This is a genomic window from Dendronalium phyllosphericum CENA369 (assembly GCF_016056275.1).
GTDB classification, from domain to species: Bacteria; Cyanobacteriota; Cyanobacteriia; order Cyanobacteriales; family Nostocaceae; genus Dendronalium; species Dendronalium phyllosphericum.
Map to the genome: position 1 here is coordinate 1 of NZ_JAECZA010000227.1, position 13,364 is coordinate 13,364.

11 protein-coding genes are annotated in these 13,364 nt (G+C 43.8%); 1 reads left to right on the forward strand and 10 read right to left on the reverse strand.

Features of this window, described 5'->3' with window-relative positions; translation table 11 throughout:
- Window positions 1–9 precede the first annotated feature (9 nt).
- The 8 genes from I8752_RS25020 to I8752_RS25055 all read right to left on the reverse strand — a co-directional run bounded on the left by I8752_RS25020 (window position 10) and on the right by I8752_RS25055 (window position 9,257).
- The gene (locus I8752_RS25020; RefSeq protein WP_214434940.1) at window positions 10–1,215 is read right to left on the reverse strand and encodes a peptidoglycan-binding protein; all 1,206 of its coding nucleotides are present in this window, start codon (window positions 1,213–1,215) and stop codon (window positions 10–12) included.
- Between the two features lie 132 nt (window positions 1,216–1,347).
- On the reverse strand, window positions 1,348–2,409 hold the full coding sequence (locus I8752_RS25025; protein ID WP_214434941.1) for a DMT family transporter: 1,062 nt from the start codon (window positions 2,407–2,409) through the stop codon (window positions 1,348–1,350).
- Between the two features lie 227 nt (window positions 2,410–2,636).
- Window positions 2,637–4,829 carry a GUN4 domain-containing protein gene (locus tag I8752_RS25030; protein WP_225895896.1) on the reverse strand — a complete coding sequence of 731 codons (2,193 nt, stop codon included), beginning with the start codon at window positions 4,827–4,829 and terminating at the stop codon, window positions 2,637–2,639.
- A gap of 208 nt (window positions 4,830–5,037) precedes the next feature.
- Window positions 5,038–6,261, reverse strand: coding sequence for a DUF1501 domain-containing protein (locus tag I8752_RS25035; RefSeq protein WP_214434942.1), 1,224 nt, complete (start codon window positions 6,259–6,261; stop codon window positions 5,038–5,040).
- A gap of 53 nt (window positions 6,262–6,314) precedes the next feature.
- Window positions 6,315–7,823: a DUF1800 domain-containing protein gene (locus I8752_RS25040; protein WP_214434943.1), complete on the reverse strand. Its 1,509-nt coding sequence runs from the start codon at window positions 7,821–7,823 to the stop codon at window positions 6,315–6,317.
- 4 nt (window positions 7,824–7,827) lie between these two features.
- Window positions 7,828–8,301, reverse strand: a complete 474-nt coding sequence (locus tag I8752_RS25045; protein ID WP_214434944.1) for a Spy/CpxP family protein refolding chaperone — start codon at window positions 8,299–8,301, stop codon at window positions 7,828–7,830.
- A 30-nt stretch (window positions 8,302–8,331) separates the two neighbouring features.
- On the reverse strand, window positions 8,332–8,673 hold the full coding sequence (locus I8752_RS25050) for a hypothetical protein (RefSeq protein WP_214434945.1): 342 nt from the start codon (window positions 8,671–8,673) through the stop codon (window positions 8,332–8,334).
- Window positions 8,670–9,257, reverse strand: coding sequence for a sigma-70 family RNA polymerase sigma factor (locus I8752_RS25055; RefSeq protein WP_318780892.1), 588 nt, complete (start codon window positions 9,255–9,257; stop codon window positions 8,670–8,672). Before I8752_RS25055 ends, I8752_RS25050 begins: the two co-directional genes overlap by 4 nt.
- 382 nt (window positions 9,258–9,639) lie before the next feature.
- Between I8752_RS25055 and I8752_RS25060 the strand changes: the two genes are divergently transcribed.
- Window positions 9,640–10,602, forward strand: coding sequence for an alpha/beta hydrolase (locus I8752_RS25060; protein WP_214434947.1), 963 nt, complete (start codon window positions 9,640–9,642; stop codon window positions 10,600–10,602).
- A gap of 190 nt (window positions 10,603–10,792) precedes the next feature.
- On the opposite strand, the gene I8752_RS25065 is transcribed toward I8752_RS25060, so the two are convergent.
- Both I8752_RS25065 and I8752_RS25070 read right to left on the reverse strand, forming a co-directional pair.
- The gene (locus tag I8752_RS25065) at window positions 10,793–11,701 is read right to left on the reverse strand and encodes a hypothetical protein (protein ID WP_214434948.1); all 909 of its coding nucleotides are present in this window, start codon (window positions 11,699–11,701) and stop codon (window positions 10,793–10,795) included.
- 381 nt (window positions 11,702–12,082) lie between these two features.
- Complete coding sequence (locus I8752_RS25070) at window positions 12,083–13,363, reverse strand: S41 family peptidase (RefSeq protein WP_214434949.1); 1,281 nt, start codon at window positions 13,361–13,363, stop codon at window positions 12,083–12,085.
- Between the last annotated feature and the right edge of the window lies 1 nt (window position 13,364).

Below are 13,364 nucleotides of genomic sequence, written 5' to 3' on the forward strand. Positions count from 1 at the left end.
CTGCTCCCCCTACTCCCCCTGCTCCTCTGCCCCTCTGCTCCCCTGCTCTCTATGGGTATCTTCTGGTAGACTTTCTGGTAGACTTTGTTGAGCCGATAAGCTACGTAATTTATTCATCTGAGTCAGAGCATACCTTGCTGTTGACTGCACTTCAGTATCAGAGTCTTCGAGGGCGTGGCTTAACATCTGGTTCATTTGGCTCATCATGTCATAAACGCGAGTCAGGTCGCGGATAGCGTTTTGCCGCACCTGCGGACTTTCGTCTTGCATGGAGATTGCTAAAGCACGGTTGAGTGGTTTGAGAGTGCGGGTGCTAATTTCTGCCAAAGCTGCCAAAATTAAGCTGCGTTCTTGAGAATCTGCATCGAGCATCAAATCTACTAATGGCTGAATTGCTCGTGAGTCTCCCTGGTGACCCAAATTCCAAATAGCTTTGCGCCGCTTCTTTGGTTCTGTACTGTGTAAGTCTTTCATCAATTCGTCAACCACATTGAGTTTAGGCAGACGAGAAGTTTTTTCTGGTGGTAGCACTGCTGTGGAGATTGATGCTGTTGCTGTATGGGGACTAGTCACACCAGTGTTTTCCTGCTGTTTTGGTGTAGTGTCCAATGGTAATGGCGGTCTAACTAAGTCTTCTTTAACTGGACTCAAAGCTTTTAGTTCTGAAGTTTGGGAATTTTGCGATCGCTTTAATTGACGAAACCATCTGATTAAAAAAATGATTGCGCCAAGGCTTCCTAAAATTCCTAGGCCAAGTAGCGACCACCAAATAAAACCTCTGTGGGTTTGCTTGGGCTTGGTAGTTGATTTGGGCATTGGCGTAACAGAAGGAACGCTAGCAGAGAGGAGCAATTGAGTTTTTGCTGCCAAAGCTGCTTGCAGATTCCATCTAGTCGTCAAATCGGCTATACCATCTACTCTTTTTAAACGTTGTGCTTTCTGAAATTTAGCTACAGCGATTCGCGTGTTTGGGCTGTAGTATCCATTTACTAAACTCTTGTAGTATCCTAACTTCTTTAATTGGGTTTGCAGTTGCCGCACATCCGACCCTTGACTACCGGGTTTTAGAACAGCTTGCTTAGTAGTTACTTTAGAACTAGCTTGTGCAAGTTCTGTCGGTGCTAGGTTAGGTGTAGTTGTGCTTGCACGAGTTGGATAAAAACCCAGGCAAGTAAAACAGGTAAATATCAGGATTGAGGAATGACATAGCCTCATATTGGAAGTTGCAGCCCGAACGTGCTTTTGAAATCATGGATACCACAATAACTTTAAGATGTCCAAATGTTAAGTTTTGATGTGACAAAAAAATCAGCTGACTCTTGTAGAGACGCGATTAACCTTTGTCTGTTAGATTTCAGGCTCAGATTCTCTGACTGATAGAGTTACGGGGTTCAACTTCTTAGCAGATGCTTCTGAAAGTTGTGGCTGTGTAGTAGTTTTTTCCTCGATAGTCACTATGTTTTTTTGGGCTGCCAAGGTATCGCGCTGGTTGATGAGATAGATACTGATTAAAGTCAAACCGACTCCTGCCCATTGCAATGGACTAAGGACTTCTGAGAGGAAGAGATTGCCAAATAGCAAAGCAAAAACAGGGGTCAGGAAGGTAAGGGAACTGAGACTGGTGAGATTGCCACTAGAGGCAAAATAGAAAAATAACCCATAAGCGATCGCACTACCAAATACTGTGGCATAACTTAAAGCCACCCAATCAGAACTTCCAAGATTCTGCCACTGCTGAGATTCTACAACTGCTGAAATTCCCCACAATGGCAATCCACCCAAAATCATATGCCATCCTGTAGCTGTCACTGGGTCGGTATGGCGAGTTACAAACCGAATCAATACTGTTCCCACTGCCATCGATAGGGCCGCTAACAGCATTAACCACTCACCACTAGCAAACAGACTTTGCCAATTACCGATTGTGGCATTTACGCCTGAGTCAAACAAATGGAAAATCCACTCATCCGGCAAACCAATTAAACTAATGCCCGTGACTCCCAATCCTAGCCCCAGCCATCCCCAAAAACCAATGCGTTCCTGGAATAGCCACAACGACAGTAAAGCAACAGCCAAAGGTTGCGAGTCAATCATCACAGACCCTAACCCAGCACTAGTTCTGACTAATCCCTCTGCCAGAAAACCTTGAAACAGAGTGCCATCTACCAAGGCAAATAAGGCAATCCACAACCATGCAGCCCAACCTTTGGGCTGCGGTCTATCCATAAATGCTGCTGCGATCAGAATTAATACCCCAGCTGGCAGCAAACGCACACCTGCCATAAACAATGGTGTGGTATTGGGAATTACTCCTTTCATTGCCACCATTGCTGTACCCCACAGGAAAAATGGGGCGATTAGCAGTAGGGGTGCGAAGGGAAATTGAATAGAACTGAGTTTCAGCTGCATGGATTTGCTGATGCCTTTGTTCAATAAGAGCAGAGATTGCTTTAACTAATTCTACCGAATTGTGTCTTTTTGTAAAGGAAACAATACTCAGTCTTAAGGAGGAAACAGGGGGAGATGAGGGAGATGAGGGAGATAAGAAATAATAATTGCTCCTACCTCCTGCCTCTTGTACAGACGCGATTAATCGCGTCTCTACGACAACTGACAACTAACTCAGCACTTTCAATCTATTGTCGATCGCCAATTTGACAACTTTCTAGGCGAGAAAACAGGCTTAGGCATAATTGCCACCAAGAAGCTGTGGCGATCGCACTATGCCATTCCCAAACACCTAATACTTTGATTCGCCAAACTTGTTCAAAAAAACCAAAAAAAGGTAAATGTCCTATAGGTGCATTTTCATCCCAAATCAGGTTACTATAATCAACCCAAGAGTCTTTTAAACGCCATCCAACGCGATTGCCAAAATCAATACAAGTTTCAGCGGCAGCAACCTTCGCACTGCCAATCATCAAACCCAGCACAGGATCGGCAGCAGAATTACCTTTAATACTTTCCCAGATGCGCTGCTGTACGCTGAAACCGAAGCGTCCATGACTATATTTGACCCAGAGACTATCGATAGTACGTAAGTCAATGCAGGGAAGGTTTGCCAAACTGTCGGCATCAAGGTAGCGTTTTTGTTCTCGACCTACTATCTTGAGCATGAGAGTTGTCGTTTCTTCATTAGCTTCTAACCATCTCCCAGCTTGGAGTAAATCCCGTAGTTGGGTGTAATCTACCCCTACGGCTGAACTCAAATCATCTGATTCTTCTGAGTTTTGGTCTAAATTATTACTTTTATGGTTAGTATTTTCTGGTAAAACTTCAATAATACCTTGAGAGCCAGATAACCAAAAATATAATTCAATGTCAGCGGATGCTAATACTTGTAATTGTGTAATCCAAGCTGCTGCGGTTAATCCAGATGGGCCAATTGCTTTACTGAGGGTTTCTAGAACAGAAGCAGCAAAGCGTTCGTTTTCGTGACTTGGTGTAATACAAGCAATCAAACACTGTCCGGTGTCTATTCCTAGTTGTAGTTCTTCTACCCAATCACGCAGGCTGGCACAACCAGATACCCCAACACAATCGAGGATAATTATTTGTTGCGATCGGCAACGACGCAGCTGTTTTTTTAACCAGGAGCGATTAAGTACAATATTATCGGAAAGTACGAATACTCCTTCTGCTTGTTCGGTCTCTTGAATGTGTCCTCGCAGGTATAAAAAGACAGTTGCAGTTTCTTCTAAGCTAGTGGAGTCTTTGGGTGACTCAGAAAAAGATTCAGACAGCAAACACTTTTGAATCGCTTTACGAACATCGGAACTAGGAGTTTTTTCTCCCACAGTCCAATAATTTGCCTCAAAACCACCAGCCGTAGTTAGTATCTTACTCAAAGCCGAAGTACTTTTACTCTTGGGCAGTCCCTCTACAATTAATGCTTGTCTTGGATGTCGTGAAGTTCCCTTGTTGTTTGGTTTGAGTCCCAAAATGACTTCTCCTACCCCTTCGACAATGCGCTTGGGTGTTTGTGAGGGATATTCGGAATGAATTGAACTTTCTCCCCTACCTTTTTTGAGCTGATTAATCACCCGCAATTGCTGATTAGCTTTATCTATATAAGCAAGTGTTTGATGATAGACATATCGATATAGTCCGTCGGCTTCAATGATGCCTTGAGAGTCAGCAGCTTCTCCTAGTAATCCCCGGATTAAGTAGTAAGTGAATACTCCATGTCCGAGTTGGGGAAATTCCCAAGATTGCTGTCCGCGATCGCAAGATAATAAAGCATAAAATCCTTTTCTCTTGGCTGCACGTTGCCGCAGAACTTCCACTAATTCTTGTGTGGGGTTGAGTAACGGATCTGATTCTCCTCTTGCACCCAACAAAGTCAGATCGCCACTATGACAAGCATCCAGCCACACTAATTGCTGACCGGCAGAACAATTTTCTAACAATTGCAATAATTCTTGCAACGGAAGACCAGTATCTATTAAATTGTCTTTTTGAGTATCTTGGAGACACAATACTACCTCCTGACGCGATCGCTCTAGCATCCCATGTCCAGAAAAATAAAATAGAACGGTGTCAATCGGTTTAGTAGCAGCTGCAATTTCTTGAAGGCTGGCGCGAACATTTGCTAACAGCGGCGGGTACTGGGCAAAATCGTGATAAATTTTCACTTCCTTTTGCGGAAATCCCTGAATAGCAGCGTTTAATGCTTCTGCCAAACTCTGACAATCTAATGCAGAGTAACGCAAACAAGGTATTTGCTCATCTTGGTATTGATTAACACCTACTAAAATGAGCCAAAGCTTTGCCAAACCTGTTTCTAGGGCATGAGTTGAGCGACTATTACGGACACCAATAGGACACATTTTTTTGAGAATACTGAGTTATAAAAATTTCTTCATCCTTTGTGCTTTTTTGCTTCTATTTTCTACTTTATGCCCAATTTTAAAAGAGTTGGGGTTTGAGGCTGCGATATTTATTAGGACTGACGCAAGAACTCTCTGAAACTCTTATAACTTCGTGTCCTTTGCGCCCTTTGCGGTTCGTTTTTTCATAATTTTGCGTAAGTCCTATTTATATCAAAGTCACTTTTCGACTCGGAGTATAACTTGGCAAAACCCGATCGAGTTTTGCATCATTCATATACAGATGACGTTCCAATACATTAGAAATAATATCTCGAAAATCAGTAGTGATTGCCAAGTCTCGCTGTTGATAGAGTTGGGTTGTTCCTAGCCCAGGCCATTCACCATAAACTTTACCACCACGAACTTTACCACCCAAAACCCACATCACATTTCCATGTCCGTGGTCAGTGCCACCATTACCATTTTCTTGCACTGTCCGACCGAATTCGGACATTACCAGAATGACTGTGTTTGGGTAAACAGCGCCTAGAGTTTTGGCTAAAACTGCTAAACCATCACCTAGTTTTTGCAAGTTTCGTGCCAACTGTCCCTGACTACTACCCTGATTAACATGGGTATCCCAACCACCCAAAGCCATGAACCCTAGCTCAATTCTGGGGTCTTTCACCATCAATTGTGCCAGGCGTTGGGCATCTCTAGCAAAGCCATTGGGTAAAGGCGCACCATTATTCGCCATTTTCGTTTCTGCGTCTAGGTCATTCATTAAAGCCTGACGTGCTATTTTGCCTTCACGATAAGTTTGACTCAAGGCATCATTACTACTATAAAGTTTGTCAAAGGCGGTTCTGATTTGGGGACGATCCAATGGCAAGCGATCGCCATTTCTACCCAATGCTAAATTAGCTACAGGCATTCGCCCAGACAAAATCGCAGGTGTAGTTGGGCCGACACTCACCGCTTGAATTGGTGTATGTCCGGAAAGAACGCCCAATAGCCGATTCATCCAACCATCTCCAGTTCGTTTCAGACCGGGGATACCACTTTCCATATAGAATTGAGCGTCAAAGTGCGATCGCGTTGGGTCAGAGGAACCAGAGGCATGAACAAATGCGAGACTTTTTTGCTGCCAAAAGGGCATCAAAGCAGCCAACGCTGGATGCAATCCAAAACGACCATCTAAATCTAAAACTCCTCCCTCTTTTCCTGGTTGGGGGATGGCAATTTTGGGTCGTGCTTGGTAGTAAGCTGTCTCTGAATAAGGAACTACCACGTTTAAGCCATCTACAGCCCCGCGCAAAAAGATGACAATTAAGCGTTTTGGGTCGCTATTGGCAGTAGAGGATCTAGCTATCCAAGCATTGCTACCGATAGCTGCTAGGGCTGTAGCTGAAAACATTCCCGATTGAATTAAAAAATTACGTCGTTTCATATTTGAAAAAGCCCAATTATGAAGTGTTAATCTTAGCTGTACTGAAACGAATTTTAACGCCGCATAAATTCGGGACTGCCCAAGATTAAAGCGGACTGAAGTTGCGGGGGACTGGATGCGATCGCACTTTGGGTTTGGGGAGAAAAAGAATTACCCAGGGTATTGGCTAGTTGCAAAGCATCGACAAATTGCCTGGGACGAATTTGGTCATTCTTGTTTTGATTCATCGGGATTAGCGATAGGCGGAAACTTCCAGAAGCGATCGCAGTAGCAAAGCTGATACGGCGATTCATTGCCTCTGGATTCAACCAGGCTTGTTGAGTATTTTTATAACCCTCTGGAGTTTGGTAGCCGTAGAGAGGCATCCCTAATTGTTGTAAGATATTGAAAATGGGTTTAGTATTTTTCACTTCGCTACCCGTTGCCCGTACCGCAGAGATAGCGTATTCATAAGGCGTTTTGAATTTGGCATTGAAGTTTTTCGAGTCCCAAAACTCTTTGCTGTAAAACAGGGTATTTAAGACAGCCCGAATATCGCCATTAGTGGATAGAAAGCGCTCTGTCAGATAGTCTACTAAAGCGCTAGGTGGGTTATCACTGACAAAATACTGTGCTAATTTGTAGCTTATATGACGTGCTGTAGCGGGACTGCGAGCCAAAATATCTAAAGCTTGTTCTCCCTCAGCCAGACCACTGCCTTTAATTGTCTGCTTTAAGAAAACTTTATCGCTGAAATCATGGCGCTTCGGGTCAAAGAAAAATCCCGAACTATCATTTTGCTGGTTGGGACGACTAAATCCCCAACCAGTGAAAATCCGCGCTAGGGCAATCACATCTTGCTGAGTATAACCACCATCTACGCCAAGGGTGTGTAACTCCATTAACTCACGGGCATAGTTCTCATTCAAACCCTGAAATCTACCGCGAGCACCGGGACTACCAGGAGCCGTATTTTGCCAATTATCCAAGTACAATAGCATGGCAGGATGACGAGCCGTTGCCCCCAACAGATCGCGAAAGCGACCGAGGGCGTAAGGTCTAATTGCTTGCTGTTCGTAAGCACCCACCAACAGGCGATCGCGTTCTTTATTTGCATAGACGTTGAAGTGGTTATACCAAAAGTCCACCATCACTTCTTGTAACTGTCGCGGACTTGTTGTTGCTTGTAATAAACGTGCCTGCACTGCCTCGTCAAATACTTGTCTAGCTCTTTTTTGGGCAGCTTGCCTTTGTTCTGGGGTGGGTTTTTGTCCTGGAGGCAGATTTTTGCCGTATTCGTTAAGGAGTTCTACAGGAGTCAACTGCAAAGTCTTTAACTGTGAAAGCTGATTGCTAAGGCTTGGCGATTCCGGGATCGAATTAGGTGAGAGTTGTTCTTGGATATAACGCTCTACACCCATCGACTCCACTCTTTGGAGATCGCCAGGACGAGGCCCAAAACTGAGGCGATTAATTGCATGTAATACTTTCGGGTCAATAGGTGCGTTAGCTGCATGACTCGGAGCAATTCCTCCAAGTGAGATAAATAGCAGCAACACTAAATATTTCGGCTTTACAGTCATAGAGTTAATTTTGCTTTGGCGGTTGATTTTGTGGGGGTTTCTTGTACATGCGATCGGCAAATTTCTGCCGTTGTTCGGGATTTAAGATTTCGCGGATGGCAAGAGTATTTTCAAACTGAGCATCAGCGAGTTGCTGTTTTATGACCTTGATTTGGTTGTATTTCTCCCTTACCTGTTGAGTAGAAGCTCTTCCTGCTATCAGGTCGTGTAATTCCTGTTGTCCTTGGCGTACTGCCTGTCTTTTTTGTGTCATTTGTTCTTTAGATTGAGTGCGAATCTGCTTCATTTGTTGTATTTGCTGTGGTGTCAGGTTCAATTCCTTGAGCCATCCCCCTGATTGAGCGCGATGCTGACGAAGGGAATTTGTAGGGGTTTGAGCAATGACTTGGTGTGATAGAGTTGGTTTAGTCAAAGCGATCGCACTACCACCAAGAGCAACGATTGTAGTGACTGCGATCGCAAAACGATTGAACAACATCGAATTTATCTCCCGTAAATACTAGACAAATTAATCACTAGTTAAATCCGTAAAATACCAGAGATCGCTCTTTGGATATTCGCTAACAGTACCTTGCCAATTACTTTCAATAAAAGTTTGCAGAGTGGCAAGTTCAGCCTCACTCGGTTTGGCAGGCACTAAGACCCAGCTGAATAAAGCAGCTATTAATCCAGCCGCTATAACGGGTGTAACTAGCCAAAGCCGCGAACGGTGAGGTAAAGGTTGAATTGGTAAATTTTCTACTTGTTGTAAAATTTGCTGTGACAAATCAGGGGAAGCCGGGGGAATTTTTGGGCGATGTTGACATAGAAAATCAACTAAGTCTCGGTCATCATCAGAAAACTTAGTCATAGCTGTACTCCTTGTTGCTGAAGAAATTGGCGCATAGCAGCACGGGCATGGAATAGGCGAGACTTTACCGTTCCTATGGGAATGTCGAGAATTTCCGCAACCTCTTTTTGGGGCACTTCTTCTAGGTCGTGTAAAACTAGTATCGTGCGATGGTCAAAGCTAAGATTTGCCAATCCCCGTTGCACTAAATCTTGATAGTGCAAATTTAGGATATTTGGGGCTTCTTGTTGAGTCGGAGTTTTTTCGCTTAGAGACTGCAATTGAGTTTGCCGCTGCATAGCTGCGTGTCGTTCGTCAGCTGCCAAATTCCAAGTAATCCGGTAAAGCCAAGTGGAAAATTTTGCAGTTTGGCGAAACTTGGGCAATCCTTTCCAAGCTCGCAAAAACACCTCCTGCACCACATCATCAAGGCAGGATGGATGGCATAGTTGATAGAGGATTGACCTTACCCTTTGCTCGTGGCGATAGTAAAGCTGCTTGTAGCTTTGGGTATCACCCCGCAGACACCGCTGTACCAAGTAATTATCAATTTCGTTTTCTGATTTGCCGTTGAATTGGCTATCCTGGGAAACCTTGGTTGGCACAATTAACACCTGAGGCGTTCTCCTGCATCCGTTTCATGGCTTGTAATTATTAGACCGGATGAGTCAGAGAAAGGTTCAAAAGAATTAAAAGCGATCGTAGATACTGCATTGAATGTCACCAAGAAAACTTGAAACCTGGTCAGGGCAGGGTATTGGGGGTAGGATGTAGGATGTAGTGTTTAAGACAATTAAATTTTAGTTGCTTAAAGAGTTCAATATCTTCTTAATTACCCACACCCAACACCCGCTCATCCAGTTATATCAAGGGTTTACGCTTAACGAGCGTACCATTCGATACTGTATCAATTAATTAGTCTTAAGGATAGATTGTTTGAGGCCATGCCATTCTTTGCGACAATTCACTAAGTATCAGGAGATAATTATGAGTTCATCTTCGGGCATTGAGCAAAATACCCAGAACTTTCTGCAAGCCCTTGCGGTTCAGGGAGACCCGCCAATTTATACATTGTCCCCTGAAGATGCTCGAAATGTGCTGCGTGGCGCACAAGCGGGTGTAGAGGTGGATAAGCTGCCTGTAGATATTGAAGACCACGTAATTCCCGGTAATTCAAATGATGAGATTTCAATCCGCATTGTTCGCCCTCAAGGAAACACAAATACGCTTCCTGTTGTGGTGTATTTCCACGGTGGCGGCTGGGTGCTGGGCGACAAGGATACGCACGATCGCCTGATTCGGGAAATTGCCAACGGTGCAGAGGCAGCAGTTGTTTTTGTCAACTATACACCTTCGCCAGAAGCGCATTATCCAGTAGCGATTGAGCAAGGGTATACAGCTACCAAGTGGGTGGCTGAAAACAGCACTGCCATCAATGTCGATAGTTCGCGGCTTGCGGTTGTGGGAGATAGTGTAGGTGGGAACCTAGCGGCAGCAGTAACCCTGCTAGCCAAGGAACGACAAACCCCGGCGATCGCCTTTCAAGTACTGTTTTATCCAGTCACAGATGCAAATTTTGATACTGAGTCTTATAGGCAATTTGCAGGAGGTATCTGGCTGACACGAGAAGCGATGAAATGGTTCTGGAACCAATACGCGCCAGATGAATCCGTAAGAACGCAACCAACAGCTGCACCACTGCAAGCATCAATCGAGCAGCTGCAAGGTTTGCCACCTGCACTAATTATCACAGATGAGTTTGACGTATTGCGCGACGAAGGCGAGGCATACGCTCACAAGCTGATGGCGGCAGGCGTTACAGTTACAGCAACGCGTTACCTTGGCACAATTCATGATTTCGTCATGTTAAATGCGATCGCTGATACACCTGCAACACGAGCTGCGATCGTCCAGGCAACAACGATGCTTCGAGATATTTTTGCTAAGTAATGTTTAAGTGAGAGAAATTTAATTAATGACATCAAATGGTCAACAATTAGGGGTGTAGATTTCCGGTGCGTTAGGACGTTCCGTCCATAACGCACCCTACTGGCATGTCTAGACATGCCACTACCAAATTAAAGTACACCGTAGCCACACCCCACCCCAACGGGGCTTGGTCATAAAGATTTTAACTACTCTATTTTGTAGCGTGTTTGGGATTAGAGAAAAAGCGCAGGTAGTGACTAGAATAACCATAGATGTTTTTGTAAAGAAACCAAGTATCAAGTACTAGTTCCATCAACGCAATCAGTACCCAGATTGCTAGGGAAAAAATTACAGGTAGGCTAAGATCGGGAAACTTCCTTTGCAAATCGACAATGCCAAATAACAGCAAGCACAAAAGCGAAACTCCCAACAGAAAAGATAACTTAGCGATCGCCAAAATGAAACGGCTCACCTCCAAAATCCGATTGTCAAGTCTGGAAAACCTTTCCAGGATTTCTTCCATGTTATTAATGACAAGTAAAATCTGTTGTAGGTGCAAATGTGTACTCAAGGAATATTGTTGCTGGATTTGAGAAGATTTATTCTTGAAATTTTCTAGCATCCTATCTAAGGAAAGCGCTTCAAAATTAGATTCGCAAATTGGAAAATCTTTCAACTGCAAAGGAACTAAATAGTTAATCGCTAATATCAGAGTTTCCTCGAAATTATTTAATTCCGAAGGAAGAGATTGAGTCAGACGAATTAGTTGGTCAATCTGAATTTGAAGCGCATAATAGTCTTCATATCGTCTTTGAGCTATCAACTGGCTAGTAAAAGTTAAAAAAACGATTAACACGCCTAATAAAGCAGCCAGAGATTGAGAGACAGCAGAAAAGAATTCTATCGCCACATCTTTATGTACCGTTACCCAGGGAGCATTTCCCCGTATGGCAAAAGCCAAAGTTACAACAAATACACATCCTACAATCCCTAGCTGATGCCGGGTAAGCGCCATTATTACTTTCCGTACTAAAGGAATAGTACTAAGTCGAACCAAGACTTGGAGACCTTGAACGGGTTCGCAAATTTGATGTGTTTGGGCTTTGCTGCGGATTGACATGATTGAAACATACGGTTCCTGACTTGTTGACGATAGTAAATACAGCAGTTTGCAACTAAATGAGGTACACAACTAGAGAATTAAAGATAAAAATTTTTCTTCTCCCTCCTGCCTCCTGCCTCAAAACCAGTCAACTTGTACCTCATCTACTAGAAATATGCTGTATTAGCAAAACTACTGCTATGCAATAGACATAGGAGTGATAATTAATTCTGCGTTGCCCGAAATCCTTAGTAGGGGCGTACCGCTAAAGCGGAACCCGCAGGGTACGGTTGTTCGCCCTGACATCATTTCACCAGATATCTAATTGTTATAGTTTTCCCTACACCCAGTTCTAGTCAGGGTTTCATCTCAACTGGGTGCTATTCAGTATTGGTATGCTTATTTTCCAGACTGGGAATTTACATGATTTATCCCTACCTGAATCAATTTACTCAGGTCAGCAACGGCACTAGCATATTGAGGATCGGCTAACGTTCCCAAAGTTCGGTTTTGCACCAATGCCTTTTGCTGCGCCTCGGTTAATTGCACCGTAATATCTGGTGCAATGCCAATATGATTGATATCTCGACCTTTTGGGGTGTAGTATTTCGCAATAGTAAGTTTCAATGCCGAACCATCTTCTAATGGTTCTACAGATTGAACTAAACCTTTACCAAAGGTCTTGGTTCCTACTAACGTGGCGCGATTATCATCTTGCAACGCTCCCGCCAAAATTTCGCTAGCGCTGGCAGATCCTCCATCAACTAGTATTACTAAGGGTTTATCGGTTAGAGGATGTCCCGTTGCATTGTAGCTTTCTTTAACTTTATCCCGATTTACCAAAGACACGATCGCCCCTTGCTTCAACCACATACTCGCAATTTGCAAACTCGCATTCAGCAGTCCGCCTGGGTCAGAGCGGAGATCCAAAACATAGCCCTGTACCTGCTGTTTTTCTAATGCTTGAATTGCCCGACGCATCTGGGTAGGAGAAGTATCAGTAAATTCTGGCAAACGAATATAACCAATTTTGCCAGTTACTGTCGTTTGTGTGTGATAAGCCACAGGATATAAAGCGATGTTAGCGCGGGTTAGATTGTAATTTTGCGATTGATTACCTCGTTGAATTGTGAGTGTAACTTTAGTTCCAACCGAACCCTGAATTCGCTTGACAGCATCGTTGATGTTCATTCCTTGAGTCAGCTGACCATCAATTTTAACAATCACATCTTCTGGCAAAATACCCGCTTTAAAAGCAGGCGTTCCTTCAATGGGGGCAACAACGGTTAACGCTTTGGTTTTCTCATTCTCCGCTAGTTCCAGACCGACACCACTGAGTTTGCCAGCAAGATCGTTATCTAATTCCTTAAATTCCTGGGGATCGAAGAATTCAGTGTAGCGATCGCCTAATTTCGCAACCATTTCTTTAATCGCCGTATAAGCTTGTTGTTGCGAGCTGTAGGAGCGACTAAGATACTGCTGTCGAACTGCTTTCCAATCCTGATTGTTAAAGCTGCCATCTACATAATTTCGATCTAGGATTTGCCACACCTCATCTACAAGTTTTTCGGGGTTATTTTGGGATTGACCTAAGCTTTTTGAAGCATAAAGACTAGTTCCTGTGAGAATTGCTGCTGTAACGACAATTTCTATTGTGGTAAGTAACTTTTGCTTTAACATA

Coding starts and splice junctions, on each gene's coding strand:
- I8752_RS25020 (WP_214434940.1), bottom strand. CDS start 1,215: ATGAGGCTATGTCATTCCTCAATCCTGATATTTACCTGTTTTACTTGC.
- I8752_RS25025 (WP_214434941.1), bottom strand. CDS start 2,409: ATGCAGCTGAAACTCAGTTCTATTCAATTTCCCTTCGCACCCCTACTG.
- I8752_RS25030 (WP_225895896.1), bottom strand. CDS start 4,829: ATGTGTCCTATTGGTGTCCGTAATAGTCGCTCAACTCATGCCCTAGAA.
- I8752_RS25035 (WP_214434942.1), bottom strand. CDS start 6,261: ATGAAACGACGTAATTTTTTAATTCAATCGGGAATGTTTTCAGCTACA.
- I8752_RS25040 (WP_214434943.1), bottom strand. CDS start 7,823: ATGACTGTAAAGCCGAAATATTTAGTGTTGCTGCTATTTATCTCACTT.
- I8752_RS25045 (WP_214434944.1), bottom strand. CDS start 8,301: ATGTTGTTCAATCGTTTTGCGATCGCAGTCACTACAATCGTTGCTCTT.
- I8752_RS25050 (WP_214434945.1), bottom strand. CDS start 8,673: ATGACTAAGTTTTCTGATGATGACCGAGACTTAGTTGATTTTCTATGT.
- I8752_RS25060 (WP_214434947.1), top strand. CDS start 9,640: ATGAGTTCATCTTCGGGCATTGAGCAAAATACCCAGAACTTTCTGCAA.
- I8752_RS25065 (WP_214434948.1), bottom strand. CDS start 11,701: ATGTCAATCCGCAGCAAAGCCCAAACACATCAAATTTGCGAACCCGTT.
- I8752_RS25070 (WP_214434949.1), bottom strand. CDS start 13,363: ATGTTAAAGCAAAAGTTACTTACCACAATAGAAATTGTCGTTACAGCA.